We start from the raw sequence: 23,895 nt of genomic DNA, 5'->3' as shown, positions 1-23,895 counted from the left end.
GGGCTTGATACTGTATGCATAAACAGTATACTTAGCCCAACTTCACTTCTACATCACGATTCCCAGCGGAGATTGGCATGGATCAGAACAAACAGAAGGCACTGGCGGCTGCGCTGGGCCAGATCGAAAAGCAGTTTGGCAAAGGCTCCATCATGCGTCTGGGCGACAGCAAGACCATGGATATCGAAGCCATCTCCACCGGCTCCCTTTCCCTGGACGTGGCGCTGGGCATCGGTGGTCTGCCGTGCGGTCGCATCGTCGAGATCTACGGTCCGGAATCGTCAGGCAAAACCACCCTCACCCTGCAGGTGATCGCGGAAGCCCAGAAGAAAGGCAAGACCTGTGCCTTCGTCGATGCGGAGCACGCGCTGGATCCCATCTATGCCGCCAAACTGGGGGTCAACGTCGACGACCTGCTGATCTCCCAGCCGGATACCGGTGAACAGGCGCTGGAGATCTGCGACATGCTGGTGCGCTCCAACGCTGTTGACGTCATCATCGTCGACTCGGTGGCAGCCCTGACGCCGAAAGCGGAAATCGAAGGCGAGATGGGGGATTCCCACGTCGGCCTGCAGGCCCGCCTGATGTCCCAGGCCCTGCGCAAGCTGACCGCCAACATCAAGAACGCCAACTGCCTGTGCATCTTCATCAACCAGATCCGGATGAAGATCGGCGTCATGTTCGGCAGCCCCGAGACCACCACGGGTGGTAACGCGCTCAAGTTCTACGCCTCCGTGCGTCTGGATATCCGTCGCATCGGTGCCATCAAGGAAGGTGACGAAGTGGTCGGTAACGAGACCCGCGTCAAGGTGGTCAAGAACAAGGTGGCCCCGCCCTTCAAGCAGGCCGAGTTCCAGATCTTCTACGGTGCCGGCATCTCCAAAGAGGGCGAACTGGTGGACTTGGGCGTCAAGCACAAGCTGATCGACAAGGCCGGCGCCTGGTACAGCTACAACGGCGAGAAGATCGGCCAGGGCAAGGCCAACGTGATGAAGTTGTTCGCCGAGAACAAGGTGATGGCTGCCGAGGTGGAAGCCCGCCTGCGTGAGCTGCTGCTCTCCGGTGCCGTACCGGTCGAGAAGCCGGTGGCCGCGGTCGCCGAAGAGTTTGAAGACGAAAGCGAACAAGAGTTCGAATAAGGAACAAGGAAGGCCGGGTTGATACCCGGCCTTGTCATTTATGGTCGATGAATCTTCCCCCGAATCCGTTGAACTCTCCTTTGAAGAACGGTTTGCTGCCGCCCGCGCCTTTGCCATGCGCAGTCTGGCTCGCCGCGAGAGCGCCGAGTCGGAGCTGGCCAAGCGGCTGCGGCTGCAGGGCTTCAATGAAGAGGTGATCGAGGCCGTTGTCGAGTATTGCCATGGCTACAACTGGGTCAATGACGATCGGTACGGCGCCATGGCGGTGCGGGCCGGTGCGGCCAAGGGCCATGGTCCCATCAAGATCCGCTTCGATCTGCGCCGCAAGGGGCTGGATGATATGCAGATCGACGCCGCCTTTGACCAGCCCGAGCTGGACTGGTTCGAACTGGCGTTCGTCCTGCTCGAGCGGCGTGCCAGAGTCGCCGATCTCGGTGATTTCAAGCTGAAGATGAAGTGGCTCAAGTATTTGCTTGGGCGGGGTTTTACCCAGGAGCAGGCGCGTTACGCCATCTCTGCCATGCAGCAGGGGGACGACTAACGGGCTGGTTCTGGCCATGGTGCTGCCAGGTGGCGTGATCCTCCGGCGCGTAAGATGGGAGGCATTTCCCTCGTTTTATCCTGCCCCTGAGGGCCATGGCGCCATGATCTGCCACCCAGCCGACTCCCCTTTCCGCCTGCGCTTGTCAGGTGTTCTGCTGCAGCCCCGTCCATTGGGGGCTTTTTCACCCGTGACGGGCCCGCGCGTTTTACTTTACCCCGCAGAAAACTTACATTATTGCGATTAAAAGTCCGTATCCGAATCAAGCAGGATTTTCCATGTATATGTCCACGTCAGAGTTACGCTCAGCGTTCCTCGAGTATTTCCGCTCTCAGGGGCACCAGGTTGTCTCCTCCAGCTCGCTGGTGCCGCACAACGATCCGACCTTGCTGTTCACCAACGCAGGGATGAACCAGTTCAAGGACGTGTTCCTTGGCGCAGACAAGCGTGGCTACAACCGTGCAACCACGGCCCAGCGCTGTGTACGGGCTGGCGGCAAGCACAATGACCTGGAAAACGTCGGCTATACCGCTCGTCACCACACCTTCTTCGAGATGCTGGGCAACTTCAGCTTCGGTGACTACTTCAAGCAGGACGCCATCCGTTTTGCCTGGGAATTCCTGACCGGTACCCTCAAGCTGCCCAAAGAGCGCCTGTTGGTGACCGTCTATGAAACGGACGACGAAGCTTTCAACATCTGGGCCAATGAGATCGGTGTGCCGGTCGAGCGCATCGTGCGTATCGGTGACAACAAGGGAGCCGCCTTTGCCTCCGATAACTTCTGGCAGATGGGCGATACCGGCCCGTGCGGCCCCTGCACCGAGATCTTCTACGACCACGGCGACCACCTCTGGGGTGGCCCTCCCGGCTCACCGGAAGAAGACGGCGATCGTTTCATCGAAATCTGGAACGTGGTCTTCATGCAGTTCAACCGTCAGGCCGACGGCACCATGGAGCCGCTGCCCCGTCCGTCCGTGGACACCGGCATGGGCCTGGAGCGCATCTCCGCCATCATGCAGGGTGTGCACTCCAACTACGAGATCGACATCTTCCAGGCGCTGATCAAGAAGGCGGCCGAGATCGTCGGCACCGAGGATCTGAGCAACCAGTCCCTGCGCGTCATCGCCGACCACATCCGCTCCTGCGCCTTCTTGGTGGCTGACGGCGTCATGCCCTCCAACGAAGGCCGCGGCTATGTGCTGCGCCGCATCATCCGCCGCGCCGTGCGTCATGGCCGCAAGCTGGGGGCCACCGAGATCTTCTTCTACAAGCTGGCTGCCGAACTGGCGGTGCAGATGAAGGACGTGGCTGCCGAACTCATCGCCCAGCTGCCGCTGGTCGAGCGCGTGCTGCGCATCGAGGAGGAACAGTTCGTCCGCACCCTGGACCGCGGCCTGCTGCTGCTGGAAGACGTGCTGGCGAACCTCGGCGATGCCAAGGTCATTCCGGGCGAGGTGGTGTTCAAACTGTATGACACCTATGGCTTCCCGGCGGATCTCACCGCCGACGTGGTACGCGAGCGCGAGATCGTTATCGACGAGGAAGGCTTCAAGGCCGAGATGGAGAAGCAGCGCGCCCGTGCCAAGGAAGCCTCCAGCTTCGGGGTGAACTACAACGAGGTGTTGAAACTCGATTTCGAAACCCCATTTACCGGTTACAAGCAGCTCAGCGAAAAGACGACCGTGGTCGGCATCTACAAGGATGGCGTCGAGGTGAACGGTCTCATCGCCGGCGAAGAGGCTGTGGTGGTGTTGGCGGAGACCCCCTTCTACGCCGAATCCGGTGGTCAGGTGGGCGACAGTGGCATTCTGAAAGTGGATGACGGCATCTTCGCCGTGACCGATACCCAGAAAGCTGGCAAGGCCATCATTCACAAAGGTTATCTGGAACTGGGCACCCTGGAGAAGGGCGCCGAGGTGGAAGCCGTGGTCGATGGCGAGCGCCGTCAGGCCATCGCCCTGAACCACTCGGTCACTCACCTGCTGCACGCCGCCCTGCGCCAGGCGCTGGGCGACCATGTGACCCAGAAGGGTTCCCTGGTCGGTGCGGAGCGCATGCGTTTTGACTTCTCCCACTTCGAAGGCCTGACCATGGCGACCATTCGCCGAGTCGAGGAGCTGGTCAATGCCCAGATACGTGCCAACCACGATGTCAGCACCGAGCTGATGGATCTGGAGGCCGCCAAGTCCGCCGGCGCCATGGCCCTGTTTGGCGAGAAATATGAAGATGATGTCCGCGTCGTGCGTATGGGGGATTACTCCACCGAGCTGTGCGGCGGTACTCATGCCAAGCGCACCGGCGACATCGGCTTCTTCAAGATCATCGCCGAGAGCGGCATCGCCGCAGGGGTGCGTCGTATCGAAGCGGTCACCGGCAAAGGTGCCATCGATTTCATGCACCAGCTGGGCGAGCAGATCGAAGAGGCGGCAGCCCTGGTGAAGGGGGATCAGTTCTCCATCGCCGACAAGGTTCGCCAGATGATGGACAAGGCAAAGCTGATGGAGCGCGAGCTGGAACAGCTCAAGGCCAAGCTGGCGGCGCAGGCCGGCAGCGACCTGCTGAGCCAGGTGATCGAGATCAATGGCCAGAAGGTGCTGATTGCTGCGCTGGAAGGTGCCGATCCCAAGTCCCTGCGCGGCATGCTGGACGAGTTGAAGAATCAGATGAAGTCCGGTGTCGTGCTGCTGGCAACCAGCAGCGAGGACAAGGTCAACCTGATCGCCGGTGTGACCAACGATCTGACCGCCAAGGTGAAGGCCGGTGAGTTGGTCAATCTGGTGGCCCAGCAGGTGGGTGGCAAGGGTGGTGGTCGTCCTGACATGGCGCAGGCGGGTGGTACCCAACCTGCTGCGGTGCCGGCGGCCCTGCAATCCGTTCACTCCTGGCTGGAAGAGCGCCTGTAAACGGGCGAGGTGATCTGTGGCACTCTATGTACAGAAGTACGGCGGCACCTCGGTCGGCACGCTGGAGCGGATCGAGGCGGTGGCTGATCGTGTTCAGCTGAGCCGCGCCCAGGGGCATGATGTGGTGGTGGTCGTCTCCGCCATGTCGGGCGAAACAAACCGGTTGCTGGGCATGGCCCAGCAGCTGGATCCGGATGCCAACCGGCGCGAGATGGATGTGCTGGTCTCCACCGGTGAACAGGTCACCATAGCGCTGCTGGCCATCGCGTTGAACAAACGGGGTTGCCCTGCGGTCTCAATGACCGGTGATCAGGTTCGTATCCACACTGATTCCGCCCATGGCAAGGCGCGCATCACCCAGATCGACACCGAGCAGGTTCAGGCCGAGCTGGGTGCGGGCAAGGTGGTGGTGATCGCCGGCTTCCAGGGCCGTGATGAGCACAACGCCATCACCACCCTGGGGCGAGGTGGTTCGGACACCACGGCGGTTGCCGTGGCGGCCGCCATCAAGGCCGATGAATGCCAGATCTTTACCGATGTGGATGGGGTCTATACCACGGATCCGCGCATCGAGCCCAAGGCACGCCGCCTCTCCACCATCACCTTCGAGGAGATGCTGGAGATGGCGAGCCTGGGGGCCAAGGTGCTGCAGATCCGTTCGGTGGAATTCGCGGGCAAGTACCGCGTACCGCTGCGGGTGCTGTCGAGTTTCGTCGACGGAGAGGGAACCTTAATCACATATGGAGGTGAGAGGATGGAAGCACCCCTGGTATCCGGCATTGCGTTCAATCGCAACGAGGCCAGCCTAACCATTCTGGGAGTGCCGGACAGGCCGACGGTGGCCGCGCAGATCCTGAATCCGATCAGCGACGCCAACATAGATGTCGACATGATAGTGCAGAACACCATGGGGGATGGCACCGCCGACTTCACCTTCACGGTGAATCGCGATGACTATCGCCGGGCTCGCGCCCTGCTGGAGGAGACCGCCACCCTGTTGGGGGCCGCCTGTGTGCAGGGTAACGGGGAGATCGCCAAGGTCTCCATCGTCGGGGTCGGCATGTGGAATCATCCCGGGGTCGCGCGCACCATGTTCAAGGTATTGGGTGAGGAGGGGATCAACATGCAGTTGATCTCCACCTCTGAAATCAAGATATCCGTGGTGATTGACGAGAAGTACCTGGAGCTGGCCGTGCGTTCGTTGCACTCAGCGTTCGGGCTGGATAATGAGCCTCATGAGCAGCCCTTGGGGAACAATCCCTGATTGATTTAGTTTCAACCATTTACCATATCGGTATCTTTGTAAGATAATGGCGCATATCGATATAAATACAAAACAGGATACAGGAGCAAGCGAATGCTTATTTTGACTCGTCGTGTAGGGGAAACCCTGATGATCGGTGACGAAGTGACTGTCACCGTGCTGGGCGTTAAGGGTAACCAGGTTCGTATCGGTGTGAATGCACCCAAAGAGGTCTCCGTGCACCGCGAAGAGATCTACATGCGGATACAGGCCGAGAAAGTACCGGGCCAACCGAATTTCTAAGCCATTCCATTGGCAGCCTCAAGGCGACATCTCAGGTGTCGCCTTTTGTTTTTCCGGGCCCTGCAAATCGCCTTGCGAGGCGCGGAACCAGGGGGTAAGTGTCGATATTGCTTGAATATTCCACGCTTTGGCCAAATGCTGAGCGAACTCGCTGTTTTCTCCAAAAAAGTGTTTGACTAAAAATCCCTGTGAAGTATTATCAGCCCCGCAAACGGAGAGGTGGCCGAGAGGCTGAAGGCGCTCCCCTGCTAAGGGAGTATGCGGCTTATACCCGCATCGGGGGTTCGAATCCCCCCTTCTCCGCCATTTTGCGCCCGTAGCTCAGCTGGATAGAGTACCTGGCTACGAACCAGGTGGTCAGAGGTTCGAATCCTCTCGGGCGCACCATATTAGACTCACGATGAGTCATGTATCGACCGTCGGCAGGTCGGTACGCTAGAAAAGGCTTACTGTTGAGTAAGCTTTTTTTATCGCTTTAAATCAGAGCGCCCGTAGCTCAGCTGGATAGAGTACCTGGCTACGAACCAGGTGGTCAGAGGTTCGAATCCTCTCGGGCGCACCATTTAAAGTGAAATCAAAGATTTATGAGCGCCCGTAGCTCAGCTGGATAGAGTACCTGGCTACGAACCAGGTGGTCAGAGGTTCGAATCCTCTCGGGCGCACCATTTTAGCAGTATCAAAAGTTTGTGAGCGCCCGTAGCTCAGCTGGATAGAGTACCTGGCTACGAACCAGGTGGTCAGAGGTTCGAATCCTCTCGGGCGCACCATTTTAGCAGTACCAAAAGTTGATGAGCGCCCGTAGCTCAGCTGGATAGAGTACCTGGCTACGAACCAGGTGGTCAGAGGTTCGAATCCTCTCGGGCGCACCATACAGACAGCCTCGACATTAGTCGGGGCTGTTTTTTTATGGGCGCCATTCTCCCGGTCCTGGAGATCTGTGGCCCTGATGGCGATCGATGTGCCGCCGTATTGAACGACACTTGCTATTCCCGCCACATCACTCCCTGTCTTCGTCCTATCTTCCCCTCTATCCGGAACCAGACCCTGCCACTCAGCGTCTTGTCATCCCAGCCCCATGCCACCTCCAGCTGCTCACCGCGCTGCTACAGGCTCGTTGGCACCACTAGGGCGGCATGAACCCAGGCTCTGGACGTTGAACGCCTTGGTGGCCGACAGCAGCCTTTGGCGGGCAATAAAAAAGGATGCCGCGGCATCCTTTCTTGTCTTCGTGGAGAGAGTCAGCTTTTCAGCCACTTGCGAATGCGATTCGCATCGCCGACAGGGGTGCGTTTGCCCACGGAGTTGAGCAGCACGATGGCGAGCTCCTGCTGGTCCGGCTTGGCGCGCATCAGCAGGCAGCGGCCCGCCTCGTCGGTGTAGCCGGTCTTGGAGAGGCGCACGTCCCAGTCCGGGTTCTTCACCAGGGGGTTGGTGTTGTTGAACATCAGGCTGTAGGCGGGCGTGCTGAAGCGCATCTCCTTGTTGGTGTCCTGGGTGAACTGTCGGATCAGCGGCTGGCGATAGGCGGCGGCGATGAGCTTGGCGAGATCCCGGGCGGTGGAGACGTTGCGGGTCGACAGGCCGGTGGAGTCGTAGAAACGGCTGTTGCGCATGCCGAGCTGCCTGGCCTTGTTGTTCATGGCGCGAATGAAGGCCGAGCGGCCACCCGGATAGTGGCGGCCGAGGGCAGAGGCCATGCGATTCTCGGAGGACATCAGCGCTAGGTGCAGGGCGTCACGGCGGCTCACCTTGGTGCCCATGCGTACCCGGGAGTAGGTGTGCTTGAGGTTGTCCCTGTCGTTCTGATCGATGGTCAGGGTCTGGTTGAGGTTCTGGCGGGTATCCAGCACCACCAGGGCCGTCATCAGCTTGGTGAGGGAGGCGATGGGGCGCACCTGGGCAGGGTTCTTCTGGTAGAGGGTCTTGCCCGTGTTGATGTCCATCACCAGGGCACTGCCCGATTTCAGTTGCAGCTTGGCCGGGTTGGGCGCCGCCAGGGCTGCCTGCGATCCGAGCAGTCCCATCAATCCACATACCAGCGCGATTGCGCGAATCCGACACCCCATACAACCGACTCCATCCACAGCGAAAAAAGGCGCTAGATTCACTCATTTTTGCCCTCGCTTTACAAGAGCGGGAGGGCGGAATTCGCCACTATTTCCATAAAAAAGGGCCGCCTGCTGGCGACCCCTGTGATTTGTCTCAATCCCTTGAGACGTGGACCTTGCGTTTGCTCAGCCAGCGCCAGACCAGCGCTATCAAGCCGCCCACCAGCAGCACCAGCGGCAGGCAGAGGATGATACTGAGGAACTGGGACTCATACTGCGCGGCCAGCTTGGTGTGACTCAGGTAGTAACCCAGCCCGACCAGAGGGCAGATCCACATGATGGAGCTGATGAGGTTCACCACCAGGAAGCGACCCTGGGGTATCTCGTTGGCGCCGACGATGTAGGGGTAGGCGGTGCGCACGAAGGCGATGTAGCGGGCGGTGATCAGGGTGATGATGCCGTACTTGTTGAGCAGGTAGTGCACCTTCTCCTTGTGCTTCTCGTCCAGATGGGACATCAGCCTGTGGTACATCTGGGTGTGGCCGAGGAAGCGCCCCTGCATGTAACCGAGCCAGGTGCCGAAGAAGGTCGCCAGGATCAGCAGCGGGATGACTGCGAGCGGCAGTACCCCCTGATAGATGAGCACGCCGGTCAGGATCAGCAGGGTGTCACCGGGCAGGAAGGCGGTCGGGATGAAGCCATTTTCCAGCACCAGGAAGGTCAGCAGGACTATGTAGACCATGAAGACCATCTTGGGGTCGGACAGGGTCGCCAGATCCTGATGAATGAAGGCGTTAGCCAGGTGGTAAAACTGCTCCATACATGCAAACTCCGCAGGTTAGCTGGGTTGGTCGGTCAAGGGCATGGCAAGCACCTTGTCGATGCGCAGGCCGTCCATATCCACGATTTCCAGTTGCCACTGTTCCAGGGTGACCAGGTCTCCGGTCTGGGGAAGGCGGCCAAGGAGCAGCATGATAAGCCCTCCGAGGGTGTGATAGTGATGTTTTTCTTCTTCCGGCAGGCGAACCAGCTCCAGACAGTCCTTCAATTCCGGCAGCGGGATCAGGCCGTCGAGCAGCCAACTGCCATCGGCACGCTGGAAGGCCCAGTTGTTCTCCCCGTCTTCCTGCTGGAAGTCGCCCGCCAGGGTCTCCAGCAGATCCTGCTGGGTGACCAGCCCCTGCAGCTCGCCATATTCGTCCACCACCAGCACCATGTGTTCGGCGTGGGCGCGGAAGTGGTTGAGCAGCTCCAGGCCGTTGAGGGTCTCCGGCAGCAGGCTGCCATCCTGGGTCAGGGCCGCCAGATCGATGGGCTCCCCCTTGATGTAGGCGTGTAGCACCTTGCTGACGTTGAGGATGCCCACCAGGTCAGAGAGGCTGCCGTCACAGACCGGGAAGAAGCTGTGGCGATACTCCACCAGTCGCTGCAGGTTGGTCTCCAGCGGCAGGGAGAGATCCAGATAGCGGATGTCGCTGCGGGGCACCATCAGGGAGGAGAGGCTGCGTTCGTCGAGGCGGAACACGTTCCGCAACATAGTGTGTTCGTGATCCTCGATGATGCCGGCCTCTGAGCCCTCTACCAGGATGGCGTGGATCTCCTCCTGGGTGACGTTGTTGCTGCTGCTCTGATCGACCCGCAGCAGGTGCAGGCTGGCGTTGGTGGAGGCGGACAGCAGCCAGACGAAGGGGCGGGTCAGGGTCGCCAGCCACAGCATGGGGCGAGCCACCAGGCAGGCGATGCGTTCGGCATTGAGCTGGCCGAGGCGCTTGGGCACCAGTTCCCCCACCACGATGGAGAGGTAGGTCACCAGCACCACCACGATGACGGTGGCGAACAGGCTGCTGCTCTTGGGGGAGAGACCCCACTCCTGCAGCCAGAGGGCGAAGGGTTGGGCCAGCAGTGACTCACCGTAGATACCGTTGAGCAGGCCTATGCTGGTGATGCCGATCTGGACGGCGGAGAGGAAATGGGTCGGATCCTCTCCCAGCTTGAGGGCGATGGCGGCAGAGCGGCTCCCCTCGCTTGCCATCTTGCTGAGACGGGCCTTGCGTGCGGTGACGATGGCGATTTCCGACATGGCGAAGACGCCATTGAGCAAAATCAATCCAAACAGGATCAATATTTCCATACTGCAGCAGCACTCCCGGTAGAAAAGATCGCTGGCAGTGTAATGAATTTGCGGGCGATGCGCTTGTGAAAGGAGGTGATGTGGCTCGTGAATTTTTCAATTCAACGTTGGGCTGCGGGGCATCCGTCCATCACGGACTCGTCGTCATCCAGGCATCGGGATGATAGCCGCGGGTTTGCCATCCGGGGGGGGAAAATGAAAAGCCCCCGATAGACGGGGGCTTTTGGGGTTGGCGAGGAGCACTTAGAGGGCGGCGATCTCGGCCTGCTGGGCTTCCAGCTTGGTCAGCTGGAGACGGTAATCTTCCAGCTTCTCGCGCTCCTTGGCGATGACGGCATCCGGTGCCTTGGCGACGAAGGCCTCGTTGCCGAGTTTGCCTTCGATGCGGCCGCACTCGCCGACCAGCCTGGCCACCTCTTTGGCCAGACGGGCCAGTTCGGCATCCTTGTCGATGAGACCGGCCATCGGGATCATCAGCTCGGTAGCACCGATCAGCTTCTTCACCGACAGGGGGGCGACTTCACCGTCCGCCAGCACGCGGATGGATTCCAGACGAGCCAGGGACTTGAGGAAGGCCTCGTTGTCACCGGCGCGCTGGGCGTCCTTTCCATCACACTTGAGCAGCACGTTCAGGGCTACGCTCGGAGCCACGTTCATCTCGGCGCGGATGTTGCGGATGCCGACGATGAACTCCTTCACCCACTCCTGATCCGCCATGGCGGCGTCGTCTACCTTGGCGGCATCGAACTCCGGGAAAGCCTGAATCATGATGGTGTCGGCGTGCACGCCGGTCAGCGGAGCCACCGACTTCCAGATGGTCTCGGTGATGAAAGGGATGATGGGGTGCGCCAGACACAGCAGGGTCTCCAGCACAGTCACCAGGGTGTGACGGGTGGCGCGCTGCTCGGCCTCTGAGCCCTTGCCCAGCACCGGCTTGGTCAGCTCCAGATACCAGTCGCAGAACTGGTTCCAGATAAATTCGTACAGCACACCGGCCGCGATATCGAAGCGGTAGGTATCGAGGGCGGTACGGAAGTCACGGATGGCCACTTGCAGCTGGGACTGGATCCAGCGATCCGCCAGGCTGAACTGCATCTCGCCGCCGTGCAGGCCGCAATCCTGATCCTCGGTGTTCATCAGCACATAGCGGGAGGCGTTCCACAGCTTGTTGCAGAAGTTGTTGTAGCCATCCAGGCGCTTCATGTCCCAGTTGATGTCACGACCGGTAGAGGCCAGCGCCGCCAGGGTGAAGCGCAGGGCGTCGGTACCATGGGCCTCGATCCCTTCCGGGAACTGCTTGGCGGTGCGCTTGCCGATCTTCTCGGCCATCTGCGGCTGCATCATGTTGCCGGTGCGCTTCTCCAGCAGATCTTCCAGGGAGATGCCGTCGATCATGTCGAGCGGGTCCAGCACGTTGCCCTTGGACTTGGACATCTTCTGGCCTTCTTCGTCACGGATAAGGCCCGTGATGTAGACGGTCTTGAACGGGACTTGCGGCTGGCCGTTTTCGTCCTTGATGAAGTGCATGGTCATCATGATCATCCGGGCAATCCAGAAGAAGATGATGTCGAAGCCGCTCATCAGCACGTCGGTCGGGTGGAAGGTTTTGAGCGCCTCGGTGTTGTTCGGCCAGCCCAGGGTGGAGAAGGTCCACAGGGCGGAGCTGAACCAGGTGTCGAGCACGTCTTCGTCCTGACGCAGGGTGGTCACGGACGGGATGCTGTGCTTGGCACGCACTTCCGCCTCGTCACGGCCCACGTAGACGTTGCCGGCGTCGTCATACCAGGCCGGGATGCGGTGACCCCACCACAGCTGACGGGAGACGCACCAGTCCTGAATGTCGCGCATCCAGGAGAAGTACATGTTTTCGTACTGTTTCGGCACGAACTGGATACGGCCATCTTCCACCGCTTCGATGGCGGTCTTGGCCATGGGGGCCACGCGCACGTACCACTGGTCGGTCAGCATGGGCTCAATGGGCACGCCGCCGCGATCACCGTAAGGCTGTTGCAGCACGTGATCCTTGATCTCGGCCAAGAGACCCAGCTCGTCCAGCTTGGCGACGATGGCCTTGCGGGCGGCGAAGCGCTCCATGCCTGCAAACTCGCTCGGCAGGGCGGCATCGTAGGCGGTGCTGGGGTTGCCGTTGGTGTCGACCACTTCGGCCTCGGCACGCACGTGGGCGTCCAGGGTGAAGATGTTGATCATTGGCAGGTTGTGGCGCTTGCCCACTTCGTTGTCGTTGAAGTCGTGGGCCGGGGTGATCTTCACGCAGCCGGTGCCCTTCTCCATGTCGGCGTGTTCATCGGCGACGATGGGGATCAGGCGGTTCACCAGTGGCAGCAGAATGTGCTGGCCGATCAGCGCCTTGTAACGGGGGTCTTCCGGGTTCACGGCGACGGCGGTATCGCCCAGCATGGTCTCCGGACGGGTGGTGGCGACGATCAGGTGATCCTGGCCCTCGGCTGTCTTGGCGCCGTTGGCCAGCGGATAGCGCAGGTGCCACATGTGGCCCTTGATCTCGCGGTTTTCCACTTCCAGATCGGAGATGGCGGTGTTGAGCTTGGGATCCCAGTTCACCAGGCGCTTGCCGCGGTACATCAGGCCATCTTCGTAGAGACGGACGAACACTTCCTGCACGGCGGCGGAGAGGCCTTCATCCATGGTGAAGCGCTCGCGCTCCCAGTCAACGGAGTCGCCGAGGCGGCGCATCTGGCGGGTGATGGTGCCACCGGACTCTTCCTTCCACTGCCAGATCTTGTCGATGAAGGCTTCACGGCCGTAATCGTGGCGGGTCTTGCCCTCTTCGGCGGCGATCTTGCGCTCAACCACCATCTGGGTGGCGATACCGGCGTGGTCGGTACCTGCCTGCCACAGGGTGTTCTTGCCCTGCATGCGGTTGTAGCGGATCAGGGTGTCCATCAGGGTCTGCTGGAAGGCGTGACCCATGTGTAGGCTGCCGGTGACGTTCGGCGGCGGGATCATGATGCAGAAGGAGTCTTTGCTGGTGTCGCCGTGGGGCTTGAAGTAACCCTGGGCTTCCCAGTGCTGATAGAGCGCCTGTTCGATGGCGTTGTGATTAAAAGTCTTTTCCATGGTCTCGCCGTATTCTGGATGGATGGAGTCTGGTGTTGAGTCGTCGTGGATCGAGGGTGGCGCAGTCAGGGCTGCGCCGGATCCGGTGCGGCAAGGACGGGCTGATCCCTCATCTCGAGGGCATGACCCGCCTGGCGATAGTGCTTGTAGCGCTCGCGGGCTTGCTGCTTTTGCGTTTCGTCAGTGGGGACAAAATCTACCACTTGAGCGAAGTGTCCTGCAAACAAAGGTGTCTGCTCGGCCAGGTTGATGAGGCGGGCATAGCGCCGCTTCGGTGGCTGATGGCCTATCTCCACCGGGGCCTGGCCGCTCTCCCCCTGCAACTGGTGCGGCACGAAACGATCCGGCGGCAGTTGCCACAGCAGCTCGTCCAGGCGCAGGGCCTGGGCCTCGTCGTTGCAAAACAGATAGAGGTGGCCGGCACTCCAGCCATCGGCCGCCAGCTGGCAGGCGAGGCGTTCGACCGCAGACGCCTGAGCGTCGTCAGGCTCACTCATCAGGTAAAAGGTCACTTGGCTCATCAGGTGGGTCCCGTTTGGCTGTGACGGACAGCGATTGGCCGTCTGCGGGGCGCCGTGCCAGGCACGGTCTTCCCGGATTCTCTCAATGAAACAAGGAAGAGGCGAGCCTCTTCCTTGTGGTACCACTCCCCTGATGCGGGCATCCGAAGAGAGGGGTTACTCCTTGTCTTCGACGTCTGCCACGCCGGCTCGATTGAGCAGGAACTGGGTCAGCAGGGGCACGGGGCGACCGGTGGAACCTTTATCCTTGCCGCTCTTCCAGGCGGTCCCTGCGATATCCAGGTGGGCCCAGTTGTACTTCTTGGTGAAGCGCGACAGAAAGGCGGCGGCGGTGATGGTGCCGGCCGGGCGGCCCCCGATGTTGGCCATGTCCGCGAACGGACTCTCCAACTGCTCCTGATACTCGTCGAACAGCGGCAGGCGCCAGGCGCGATCGCCGGCCTGCTCGGAGGCGTTCAGCAGCTCGTGGGCCAAGGGGTTGTGGTTGGCCAGCAGGCCCGAGGTGTGGTGACCCAGGGCGATGATGCAGGCGCCGGTCAGGGTCGCCACGTCGATCACGGTTTCGGGATCGTAGCGGTCCACATAGGTGAGGGCATCGCACAGCACCAGGCGACCCTCGGCGTCGGTGTTGAGCACCTCGACGGTCTGGCCGGACATGGTGGTGAGGATGTCACCCGGGCGATAGGCGTTGCCACCCGGCATGTTCTCGCAGCCTGCCAGCACGCCGATGACGTTGATGGGCAGCTGCAACTGGGCCAGGGCATGCATGGTGCCGAGCACGGAGGCGGCGCCGCCCATGTCGTACTTCATCTCGTCCATGCCGTCCGCCGGCTTGATGGAGATGCCGCCCGAATCGAAGGTCAGTCCCTTGCCCACCAGTACGATGGGCTTGGCGTCGGCGTTGCCCTTGTATTCGATGATGGCCATCATGGCTTCGTTCTCGGAGCCGCGGGCCACCGCCAGGTAGGAGTTCATGCCGAGTTCTGCCATCTCCTGCTCGCCGATCACCTTGGTGGTGATGTTGTCATAGGCATCCGCCAGACGGCGGGCCTGGGAGGCGAGGTAGGCCGGGTTGCAGACGTTGGGCGGCATGTTCGCCACGTCGCGGCAGATGCGTACCCCTTTCGCCACGGCCAGGCCGTGGGTGATGGCGCGCTCGCCTATGGTCAGTTCCCGACGCGTCGGCACGTTGAATACCAGCTTGCGCAACGGGCGGCGCGGTTCGGCCTTGTTGGTCTTGAACTGATCGAAGCTGTAGAGGCCCGCCTTGGTGGTTTCTACCGCCTGACGCACCTTCCAGTAGGTATCCCGGCCCTTGACGTGCAGCTCGGTCAGGAAGCAGACCGCTTCCATGGACCCGGTCTCGTTCAGGGTGGTGATGGTCTTGTTGATGATCTGCTTGTACTGGCGTTCGTCGAGTTCCCGCTCCTTGCCGCACCCTACCAGCAGCACGCGCTCGCTGAGCACGCCCGGTACTTGATGCAGCAACAGCATCTGGCCTGGTTTGCCTTCCAGATCGCCGCGGCGCAGCAGCGAGCTGAGGTAGCCGTCGCTGATCTTGTCCAGCTGTTCGGCAACCGGAGAGAGGCGGCGAGGCTCAAAAACGCCGACCACGACGCAGGCGCTGCGTTGCTTCTCAGGACTGCCACTCTTTACACTGAACTCCATGGAATCTCCTACATCCTAAAGACAAAAGGCACCATTTATTGAATAATGCGGTGCTTGTTGGGGTATCAGAGGCGGAGCGAACAGCCACAGGCTCCGCAGTTCAAACTGGTAAAAATCCAATATAGGGCCCTATTTTTCAGGCATTCGACTAAAAACACAAGTTTACTTGGGAATGACTGTGATCGTTTTCCGATATTTGTTCAGGGAGACCCTGAAAACCCAGCTGGCGGTGCTGTTCGTACTGCTGCTTATCTTCGTCAGCCAGCAATTTATCCAGATCATCGGCGATGCTGCCGATGGTGAGGTGCCGACGCGCCTGGTTTCCACCCTGTTGCTGCTCAACCTGCCGAATATGGCCCTGTTGATGCTGCCTATCAGTCTGTTTTTAGCCATTCTGTTTGCTCACGGTCGTTTGTATGCGGAAAGCGAGATGACGGTGATGCATGCGGTAGGCTTCAGCCACCGCTTCGTGATGGGCAGTGCCCTGCTGCTGGCTCTGCTGACAGCAGCCGTCGCCGCATTCAATACCGGCTGGATCGCCCCCCAGGCCAAGGAGCGCGAGTATCAGGTGATCGACGAGTTCAAGGCCGATCCTGGCATCTCCTTCCTGCAGGCCGGCCGTTTCATGGAGCTCGACAAGGGGCGCCTGGTTGCCTACATCCAGGATCTGAACGACAAGGGATCCGAGTTGCAGAAGATCTTCGTGCTGCAGCGTGCCGAAGGGAGTTCGCCCCCTTCCGTGGTGGTGGCTAACGAGGGACAGGTGACCGCCGACAGCAATGGCCTGCAATGGCTGACTCTGAAGGACGGTTCCCGCTATGAAGGTCAGTTCACCGGCAAGCAGTTCCAGGTCTCCGAGTTCAGCGAATACAGCCTGGTAATCCGTCAGCAGGAGATGGAGCGCTCCAACCGCAAGGCGGCGGCCAAGCCGACCATGGCGCTGCTGGGTACCCAGGACAATCAGCTGATGGCCGAGCTGCAGTGGCGTCTGTCGCTGCCCTTCTCCATCCTGGTGCTCACTGTTCTGGTGGTGCCTCTGGCCCGGGTCAACCCCCGCCAGGGGCGTTACGCCAAACTGTTGCCGGCCATCCTGCTCTATCTCTCCTATTTCCTGCTGCTCAGTGCCGCCCGTTCAGCCATCGACAGCGGGCGTCTGCCTCACTGGCCAGGCATGTTCCTGGTGCCGCTGGTCTATCTGCTGCTGATCGGGGTGCCGCTCAACCTGCAGGGCACCAGTTGGTGGAACGGGGTCAAGGGTCACTTTTTCAAAGGCAAATCAGCATGATGCTGCAACATAGGAGTTTCTGTTGATGTTCGGCATTCTCGATAGATACATCGGCAGGGTCATCTTCATGTCGATCCTGCTGTGTGAACTGACCCTGGTCGGGCTGGCGGCGCTCATCAAATATGTGGAGCAGTTGAAAGCCGTGGGGGAGGGCAACTACGACATGCTCAACGCCCTCTATTTCGTACTGCTCTCCATGCCCAAGGAGGCGGTGCTGTTCTTCCCCCTGGCGGCCCTGCTGGGTGGCCTCATCGGCCTGGGGCAGCTCGCCACCAGCTCCGAGTTGGTGGTGATGCAGGCATCGGGTCGCTCCAAGATCAGCATCGTGATGGCGGCGCTCAAGACGGCGATCCCCCTGATGCTGCTGGTCGGTCTGATGGGCGAGTACGTCGCCCCGGCCGCCAAGCGGATGGCGGATGACATCAAGGCGGGTGCTATGTCGGAAGGGCGACTCACCGTCTCGGCCTACGGTGTCTGGGCACGGGATGGCAACAACTTCGTCAATATCAACGGGGTGCGCAACGACGGCGCCCTGACCGGCATCACACTGTATCGTTTTACTCCGTCCCGAGCCTTGATCGACGTGGTCCAGGCGCAGGAAGGGGTGTTCGAGCAGCATCACTGGCTGCTCAAGCAGGTGCACATCACCCGCTTCGACGATCCCAAGCAGATCCTGGACGAGAAACATGCCCAGATGCAGTGGCAGTCCGAGCTGACTCCCAAGCAGCTGGGGGTGGTGAGCATTGATCCCGAAAACCTGCCCATCTCGGGACTGCGGGATTACATCGGCTATCTGGACGCCAACAAGCAGGACGCAGGACGCTACAAGCTGGAGATGTGGCGCAAGCTGCTGTCGCCGCTGTCGGTGGTGGCCATGATACTGCTTGCGTCTTCCTTCATTTTCGGCCCGCTGCGCTCGGTGAGCATGGGGGCCAGGATGCTGATGGGGATCATGACCGGCTTCGCTGTCTATGTGAGCGATCGGGTATTCGGCCCGGTCAGCCTGGTGTATGCGGTACCGCCCATCCTGGCTGCCATTGCACCCAGCCTGCTGTTTGGTGGCATCTCCTTCTATATCCTGAGCCGCAAGCAGTGACACTGGCGGTGGTGTGAGACGACAAGAAACAAGAAGGGCACCCACTGGGTGCCCTTCTTGTTTCTCATCTCGTACTCGGCTGGTCACTTGTTCAGCTGCTCCAGGTTCTCCTGCTTGCTCAGCACCACCACTTCACATTCGGCCCAGATGTCCTGGAAGGCGCGGGGCCGTGCACGATTGAACACGCACATCAGGTTGCCGAGACCGAAGGCCGAGGTTGCGAGCCGGATCAGGGCCTGGGTGATACGAATGTTGCTGCCGTCCAGATTCTGGATGCGCAGACGCCAGGCTCGCATGCCGATGGTCTGGCCGGCGCGGGTCCAGAACCAGGTGTAGAAGCCGCAGATCACCAGGGCGAGCCAGGCGCTGTAGAGAGGGCTGGTGAGCAGCCAGGCCGCATCCTTGCCCTCCGGGACTGTCGCCATCCCGGTAGCCAGCAGCAGTTGCGCCACCCCCATGCCGATGAAACCGGCGATGATCAGCAAGGCGATGACCACCAGGTAGTCATAGAGCAGGGCACCCAGGCGCCGCAGCAGGCCGGCCGAAGGGTGCTGGTGCTGGGGGGGAGGCTGGAGAGAGGAGGGGGTCTTGCGCTTGGCCATGATGATTATTCCATTAATATGATGCGGGCATTCTATGTAACTGGCCGAACATCGGCAAGGCGTTGAATAATTGAGCAAACGGTGGCCGCGCAAGAAAAACACCTTGCATGGCAAAACGCCATTCGTATAATCCCTCGCAGTTGCCCGGGTGGCGAAATCGGTAGACGCAGCGGATTCAAAATCCGCCGTTGCAAGACGTGTCGGTTCGAGTCCGACCCCGGGCACCATCAACTAATTCATGATAAAAGGCCATCCTCGCGGATGGCCTTTTGTTTTTCAGCACTCGCGGCCTCTCAATCGATGCTCTGGCCGATCCGTCACAGCACGTTTGAGAGGTCGTAGGGACTGCACTCCTTCATGTGCCACGGCTTGGTGGCGATCTCCGTGACCCTGATGCCGTAACGGGGGTGATCTGGCTTTCCTCCCCGTGAGCCCACCAGGCGGCCACGTCCTTCATCAGGATGAGCATCATGAAGTGCTCGGCCAGCGCCTCGTGGTAATGGTCTTGCAGCAGGAAGCTCACCGCCCCGAAATGGAAATAGGCCACCCCTCGCCGTCGGAAGCCAGGGTGAAGCCGAGAACCTGATAGCACTGCCTGGAGAGGCTGATGTCGCGGGCAGGCACGAACGCCTTGATTTTGGGCATGGCGAGACAGGGTATAGGCTCCTCGTTCGGGTGACAGGGCAAACCTGGTCGCGCCGCTATGGTCAGGAAGATCGGGCTCAGACCAGATCAGGCGGCGAATCCCCCTCTACGCTCCCATCCTCTCCCTCAGATGGATGATGCCCAACCTACGCCATCATGTGACTTCGTCATGCAAAGGCGTTTCCCATTTGTTCAATAAATGAGCGCCATGGCCAGCCGGGCCCCCGTTGCCCCGGGATTTTTCCCGTTTGGTATGCCCAGGTGCCATCCTGGTGCAACGCCCGGCACTGCACAGCCGAAGTGCGCCTCCCTGCCTGATTGTGGGCGGGATGCGCCAATATGGTGCATCAGATCGCACAATCAAATTCAAGTGATTGAAAATAAAGAATTATATTTTCTGGCCTGCTTTATGCTTTAGATAAATCAGGTCGCCATGAAGAGCCCGCCGAGTCATGCCCGAGGGGGTGGCACGCTGGATGTGACGATGTGTGCAAGTGGCCAAGTTTGACATTCATATCAGGAAATGGACCCGGCCGGGTGCCGGGACGACAAGGAGAGGGCTGTATGTTCAAGAGACTCGTAGTGACTGGCCTGCTGGCGCTGAGCGCCACCATGGCCACCCCAGGTTGGGCAGAAGAGGTAGCCGCTCAGGCCGACGTGGTGCAGGCTGCCGCGACCGTGACCATCAACAAGGGAGACAACACCTGGTTGATGCTGGCGTCCGCCCTGGTGATCCTGATGTCCATCCCGGGGCTGGCCCTGTTCTACGGTGGCCTGGTACGCGCCAAGAACATGCTGAGTGTGCTGATGCAGGTGTTCACCCTGTTCTGCCTGATCACAGTGCTCTGGGTCATCTACGGCTATTCACTGACCTTCACCGAGGGGAACGCCTTTTACGGTTCGTTCGACAAGCTGCTGCTGGTCGGGGTGACCCCCGAGTCTATTGCCGCCACCTTCAGCAAAGGGGTGGGGATCAGCGAGTTCATCTATGTGGTGTTCCAGGGGGCCTTTGCCGCCATTACCTGCGGGCTCATCGTCGGTGCTTTCGCCGAGCGGATGAAGTTCTCGGCCGTGCTGCTGTTCGCCGTGATCTGGTTCACCTTCGCCTACATTCCGATGGCGCACATGGTGTGGTACTGGGCCGGTCCGGATGCTTACACGGATGCCGCCGCCGCCGAGGCTGCCGGTGCCACCGCAGGTTATCTGTTCCAGCACGGCGCCCTCGATTTCGCCGGCGGCACTGTGGTGCACATCAACGCGGCGGTCGCCGGTCTGGTCGGTGCCTTCATGGTCGGCAAGCGGGTTGGCTACGGTCGTGATCCCATGGCTCCCCACAGCCTGACCATGACCATGATTGGCGCCGCCCTGCTCTGGTTCGGCTGGTTCGGCTTCAACGCCGGCTCCGCGCTGGAAGCCAACGGCACGGCCGCCCTGGCCTTCGTCAACACCTGGTTGGCGCCGGCGGGTGCCGCGCTCTCCTGGACCTTGGCCGAATGGATGATGAAGGGTCGTCCCTCCCTGCTGGGCGCCGTGTCCGGTGCGGTGGCGGGCCTGGTGGCCATCACTCCTGCCGCCGGTTTCGTCGGTGTCGGTGGTGCCCTCATCATAGGCCTGCTGAGCGGTGTGGCCGGTCTGTGGGGCGTGCATGGCCTCAAGCGCCTGCTGGGGGCCGATGACAGCCTGGATGTGTTCGGCCTGCACGGGGTGTGCGGTATCCTGGGGGCCGTGCTGACCGGTGTGTTCGCCAGCCCGGATCTGGGTGGCACCGGGGTGTGGGACTATGTGACCAACCAGGTGGCCGAGGGCTATTCCATCCTGACCCAGGTGAAGATCCAGGTCATCGGTGTGCTGGTGACGGTGGCATGGACTGCCCTGGTCTCTGCCGTGGCCTACAAGCTGGTGGATCTGCTGATTGGCCTGCGGGTCAAGGAAGATGCCGAGCGGGAAGGGCTGGATGTCACCAGCCATGGGGAGAAAGCCTACAGCCTGTGATCCCCTCAGGCTCCCGTTGACCACCTGCCGCCGGCCTTGTCCGGCGGTTTTTTATGGCGACCCATGAGGCGCCCCCTATCCAGAGCCCCCTGATCCAGCCTGCCGTTATTTCCTTCAAGGGATGTTTTATGCCTGCAATTTGGCCGGATCTCCGCTAAACTCTGCCACCCTTTATTTGGGGTAGCCGGGTCAGCCCTGCTTCCACCCTTTCTTCTATGCCTTCGGAGCCGCTCATGCCGTTAGTGGGACACCAACATCAGATCGATATTCTGGAACTGACCGACAAGGGGGATGGCAAGGGTCGCCTGTTCGATCGCCCCCTGTTTGTCGAGGGTCTGCTGCCCGGTGAGCAGGCGCTGGTCGAGTTGACCGAGGTCAAGCCGAACTATCTGCACGGCAAGCTGGTCGAGCTGACCCAGCCGTCCGCCGACAGGGTTCCCGATTTCTGCCCCAACACCGAGTGCGGCGGCTGTCAGGTGCGCCCGCTGGCCTATCCGGCCCAGCTCAAGCTGAAACAATCTCTGGTGCAGAGCGCGCTGGAGCAGGTTGGGCTGGGTGAGACCCAGGTCAACCCCATCCTCGGCATGGACAGCCCCTTCGCCTACCGCAACAAGGCGCAGTACGCCGTGCGTGGCAGTGAGGCCGGCGCCGAGATCGGCTTCTATCGCAAGCACTCCCATGATCTCATCACCGCCGACGACTGCGCGGTGCAGGACTCCCTGCATGTGGAGCTCAATGCCCGGGTGCGCGGCTGGATGCGTGAGCACGACATTGCCGCCTATGACGAAGTGGCCCACACCGGCTGCGTGCGCAACCTGATGACCCGCAAGGGCTTCAAGAGCGGCGAGCTGATGGTGGTGCTGGTGACCCTGGGCGAGGAGCTGCCCTTCGAGGCCGAACTGCTGGCGGCCCTGAGGGATCTGCCCATCACTACCCTGGTGCAGAACATCAATGACGAGCGCACCAACCGCATCCTGGGGACGAGCAACCGCGTGCTGCTGGGGGAAGGAGTGATCCGCGACAAGATCCACGAGCTCGCGTTCGAGATCTCGCCGCTCTCCTTCTTCCAGAACAACCCGAGCCAGACCGATGTGCTCTACTCCAAGGCGCTGGAATACAGCGAGCTGACCGGCAACGAGACGGTGTTCGACATCTACTGCGGCATCGGCACCATCTCCCTGTTCCTGGCTGGCAAGGCCGCCAAGGTGGTGGGCATCGAGTCGGTGGAGAGCGCCATCAGCGATGCCCGTCGCAACGCAGATCTCAACGGCATAGAGCACACCGAATTCCACGTGGGCAAGGCCGAGCAACTGATGCCCGAGCTGCACGCCCAGGGCGTGACTGCCGATGTGGTGGTGATGGATCCGCCCCGCAAGGGCTGTGACAAGGCGGTGCTGCAGACCCTGGTCGGCATGGCGCCGCGCCGGCTGGTCTATGTCTCCTGCAACCCCCAGACCCTGGCCCGGGATCTCGCCTGGCTGGTCAAGCAGGGCTTCGTGCTGGACGAGGTGCAGCCGGTGGACATGTTCCCGCACTCCATGCACGTGGAAGCGGTCGCCCGCCTGAGCCTGCCGGCCAAAGCCTGAGCGGGCATTGGTGTGGAGAGATTGACATGTTCCTCCTCCATGCCATGCACGTGGAAGCGGTCGCTCGTCTGAGCCTGCCAGAGAAAGCCTGATCGGGCTGCTGCGCCATAAGGGCATGGCATTAGCCAGATGGCTCTGATAAAAACGACTCCAAATGGAGTCGTTTTTTTATGGCCGTGGACCGGCATGGCAACCAGTCAGGGAGAGCGGGGTGATGATTCGTTTGGCGGACGTGGAGGATGCAGCTGCGCTGGATCACTTCTTTGGGCAGCTGGATCGGGAGACCGGCTTCATGCTCTATGAGGTGGGGGAGCGACCCTCAAATATCGAGGGGCAGCGCCAGCGGCTCGAGGCCATGGCGGCGGTCCCCAATCAGGCCATGTGGCTGCTGGTGCTGGCCGGAGAGGTGCAGGGGTTTGCCGTGCTCATCGGCGGCGGCCTGGCGCGCAACCGGCACTGCGCCCAGGTGGTGATGGGATTGCGGTCGAGTGCGCGCGGCCAGGGCTGGGGCGAGCGGCTGCTGCGTACCCTGATCGCGAGTGCACCGGATTGCGGCATCAGCAGACTGGAGCTGGGGGTGATGGCTCATAACGAGGTGGCTCATTCACTTTATCGCAAGTGCGGTTTCATGGATGAGGGGCTGTGGCGGCAGGCGTATCGGCTGGACGAGGGCTATGTCGACGAGATCAGCATGGGGCTGCTATTGCCGCCCACTACACCATAGCGCCGCTGGACCCGTGATGCTGGCCCGGCGCACACGATTCGGGCAGGCTGTAGCGGGAGGATAATAGAGACGAGGAGGACCCATGAAGGGGATTTTGCTGCGTTGGCTGGCTCGCTACGATGCCTGGTGCCAGGAGTGGGGACTCACTCCGGAGAACCGGCGCTGCTGCGTGCCGGTGCGTTATGACGAAGACGAGCAGGAGGAGCCGACGTCGGAGGGCGATGCCTCGCCACTCAATCAAAATTGCGCGTCACGGCCCCGGTAACGCTGTTGTACTCAAATCCCAACCCGTCCGGATAAGCGGGGAAGCGGCCGATGGAGTCACGCAGGGTATAGCGGCAGTTGCTGTGTTCTAAATAGCTGTTCCGAATA

General features: G+C 60.9%; 19 protein-coding genes and 7 tRNA genes. 18 read left to right on the top strand and 8 right to left on the bottom strand.

Annotation, left to right across the window (positions count from 1 at the left end; translation table 11 throughout):
- The first annotated feature begins 77 nt into the window (after positions 1 to 77).
- The 11 genes from recA (at position 78) to BN1127_RS14945 (ending at position 6,998) form a co-directional block, all read left to right on the top strand.
- Positions 78 to 1,139 carry a recombinase RecA gene (gene recA, locus BN1127_RS14995; protein WP_005324574.1) on the top strand — a complete coding sequence of 354 codons (1,062 nt, stop codon included), beginning with the start codon at positions 78 to 80 and terminating at the stop codon, positions 1,137 to 1,139.
- Positions 1,140 to 1,179: 40 nt separating this feature from the next.
- Entirely contained in the window at positions 1,180 to 1,680 is a 501-nt protein-coding gene (locus tag BN1127_RS14990; protein WP_042649969.1) for a regulatory protein RecX, read from the top strand.
- A 278-nt stretch (positions 1,681 to 1,958) separates the two neighbouring features.
- A complete protein-coding gene (gene alaS / locus BN1127_RS14985; RefSeq protein WP_042649968.1) occupies positions 1,959 to 4,583 on the top strand; it encodes an alanine--tRNA ligase in 2,625 nt (874 codons plus the stop codon).
- 16 nt (positions 4,584 to 4,599) lie between these two features.
- Positions 4,600 to 5,847 (top strand): aspartate kinase, encoded by a 1,248-nt coding sequence (locus BN1127_RS14980; RefSeq protein WP_005332431.1) that lies wholly within the window; start codon positions 4,600 to 4,602, stop codon positions 5,845 to 5,847.
- Positions 5,848 to 5,940: 93 nt separating this feature from the next.
- Entirely contained in the window at positions 5,941 to 6,129 is a 189-nt protein-coding gene (gene csrA, locus BN1127_RS14975; RefSeq protein ID WP_005315760.1) for a carbon storage regulator CsrA, read from the top strand.
- Positions 6,130 to 6,342: 213 nt separating this feature from the next.
- Positions 6,343 to 6,435 (top strand) — tRNA-Ser (locus BN1127_RS14970).
- 4 nt (positions 6,436 to 6,439) lie between these two features.
- Positions 6,440 to 6,516 (top strand) — tRNA-Arg (locus tag BN1127_RS14965).
- Between the two features lie 98 nt (positions 6,517 to 6,614).
- Positions 6,615 to 6,691, top strand: a tRNA-Arg gene (locus BN1127_RS14960).
- Between the two features lie 26 nt (positions 6,692 to 6,717).
- A tRNA-Arg gene (locus BN1127_RS14955) sits at positions 6,718 to 6,794 on the top strand.
- 25 nt (positions 6,795 to 6,819) lie between these two features.
- Positions 6,820 to 6,896, top strand: a tRNA-Arg gene (locus tag BN1127_RS14950).
- 25 nt (positions 6,897 to 6,921) lie between these two features.
- Positions 6,922 to 6,998 (top strand) — tRNA-Arg (locus tag BN1127_RS14945).
- Between the two features lie 369 nt (positions 6,999 to 7,367).
- Here the strand turns inward: BN1127_RS14945 and pbpG are convergent.
- The 6 genes from pbpG to pepA all read right to left on the bottom strand — a co-directional run bounded on the left by pbpG (position 7,368) and on the right by pepA (position 15,593).
- Entirely contained in the window at positions 7,368 to 8,195 is an 828-nt protein-coding gene (pbpG, locus tag BN1127_RS14940) for a D-alanyl-D-alanine endopeptidase (RefSeq protein WP_042649967.1), read from the bottom strand.
- Between the two features lie 136 nt (positions 8,196 to 8,331).
- A complete protein-coding gene (locus BN1127_RS14935; RefSeq protein ID WP_042649966.1) occupies positions 8,332 to 8,997 on the bottom strand; it encodes a DedA family protein in 666 nt (221 codons plus the stop codon).
- A gap of 18 nt (positions 8,998 to 9,015) precedes the next feature.
- Entirely contained in the window at positions 9,016 to 10,308 is a 1,293-nt protein-coding gene (locus tag BN1127_RS14930; RefSeq protein ID WP_042649965.1) for a hemolysin family protein, read from the bottom strand.
- A 243-nt stretch (positions 10,309 to 10,551) separates the two neighbouring features.
- Positions 10,552 to 13,404 carry a valine--tRNA ligase gene (locus BN1127_RS14925; protein WP_042649964.1) on the bottom strand — a complete coding sequence of 951 codons (2,853 nt, stop codon included), beginning with the start codon at positions 13,402 to 13,404 and terminating at the stop codon, positions 10,552 to 10,554.
- Between the two features lie 65 nt (positions 13,405 to 13,469).
- Positions 13,470 to 13,925: a DNA polymerase III subunit chi gene (locus tag BN1127_RS14920; protein ID WP_041206456.1), complete on the bottom strand. Its 456-nt coding sequence runs from the start codon at positions 13,923 to 13,925 to the stop codon at positions 13,470 to 13,472.
- Between the two features lie 156 nt (positions 13,926 to 14,081).
- Positions 14,082 to 15,593: a leucyl aminopeptidase gene (gene pepA / locus BN1127_RS14915; protein WP_041206455.1), complete on the bottom strand. Its 1,512-nt coding sequence runs from the start codon at positions 15,591 to 15,593 to the stop codon at positions 14,082 to 14,084.
- Between the two features lie 172 nt (positions 15,594 to 15,765).
- On the opposite strand from pepA, the gene lptF reads away from it, so the two are divergent.
- A complete protein-coding gene (gene lptF, locus BN1127_RS14910; RefSeq protein ID WP_005332438.1) occupies positions 15,766 to 16,878 on the top strand; it encodes an LPS export ABC transporter permease LptF in 1,113 nt (370 codons plus the stop codon).
- A 25-nt stretch (positions 16,879 to 16,903) separates the two neighbouring features.
- The gene (gene lptG, locus BN1127_RS14905) at positions 16,904 to 17,974 is read left to right on the top strand and encodes an LPS export ABC transporter permease LptG (protein ID WP_041206454.1); all 1,071 of its coding nucleotides are present in this window, start codon (positions 16,904 to 16,906) and stop codon (positions 17,972 to 17,974) included.
- 83 nt (positions 17,975 to 18,057) lie between these two features.
- On the opposite strand, the gene BN1127_RS14900 is transcribed toward lptG, so the two are convergent.
- A complete protein-coding gene (locus BN1127_RS14900) occupies positions 18,058 to 18,576 on the bottom strand; it encodes an RDD family protein (RefSeq protein ID WP_005332441.1) in 519 nt (172 codons plus the stop codon).
- 142 nt (positions 18,577 to 18,718) lie between these two features.
- Here BN1127_RS14900 and BN1127_RS14895 point away from each other — a divergent pair.
- Positions 18,719 to 18,803, top strand: a tRNA-Leu gene (locus BN1127_RS14895).
- A 128-nt stretch (positions 18,804 to 18,931) separates the two neighbouring features.
- Here the strand turns inward: BN1127_RS14895 and BN1127_RS22465 are convergent.
- Positions 18,932 to 19,123: a VOC family protein gene (locus tag BN1127_RS22465; protein ID WP_197069655.1), complete on the bottom strand. Its 192-nt coding sequence runs from the start codon at positions 19,121 to 19,123 to the stop codon at positions 18,932 to 18,934.
- Between the two features lie 662 nt (positions 19,124 to 19,785).
- Between BN1127_RS22465 and amt the strand changes: the two genes are divergently transcribed.
- The 4 genes from amt to BN1127_RS21700 all read left to right on the top strand — a co-directional run bounded on the left by amt (position 19,786) and on the right by BN1127_RS21700 (position 23,788).
- Positions 19,786 to 21,213 carry an ammonium transporter gene (gene amt / locus BN1127_RS14885; RefSeq protein WP_005332207.1) on the top strand — a complete coding sequence of 476 codons (1,428 nt, stop codon included), beginning with the start codon at positions 19,786 to 19,788 and terminating at the stop codon, positions 21,211 to 21,213.
- A gap of 233 nt (positions 21,214 to 21,446) precedes the next feature.
- The gene (gene rlmD / locus BN1127_RS14880) at positions 21,447 to 22,799 is read left to right on the top strand and encodes a 23S rRNA (uracil(1939)-C(5))-methyltransferase RlmD (RefSeq protein ID WP_042649963.1); all 1,353 of its coding nucleotides are present in this window, start codon (positions 21,447 to 21,449) and stop codon (positions 22,797 to 22,799) included.
- A 214-nt stretch (positions 22,800 to 23,013) separates the two neighbouring features.
- Positions 23,014 to 23,523 carry a GNAT family N-acetyltransferase gene (locus BN1127_RS14875; RefSeq protein WP_197069656.1) on the top strand — a complete coding sequence of 170 codons (510 nt, stop codon included), beginning with the start codon at positions 23,014 to 23,016 and terminating at the stop codon, positions 23,521 to 23,523.
- Between the two features lie 82 nt (positions 23,524 to 23,605).
- The gene (locus BN1127_RS21700) at positions 23,606 to 23,788 is read left to right on the top strand and encodes a DUF5363 family protein (RefSeq protein ID WP_082030117.1); all 183 of its coding nucleotides are present in this window, start codon (positions 23,606 to 23,608) and stop codon (positions 23,786 to 23,788) included.
- Positions 23,789 to 23,895 lie beyond the last annotated feature (107 nt).

This window comes from Aeromonas media, assembly GCF_000819985.1.
GTDB lineage: Bacteria > Pseudomonadota > Gammaproteobacteria > Enterobacterales > Aeromonadaceae > Aeromonas > Aeromonas media.
Note: the sequence above shows the minus strand (reverse complement) of the source record. Positions and strands in the feature narration are given on the sequence as shown.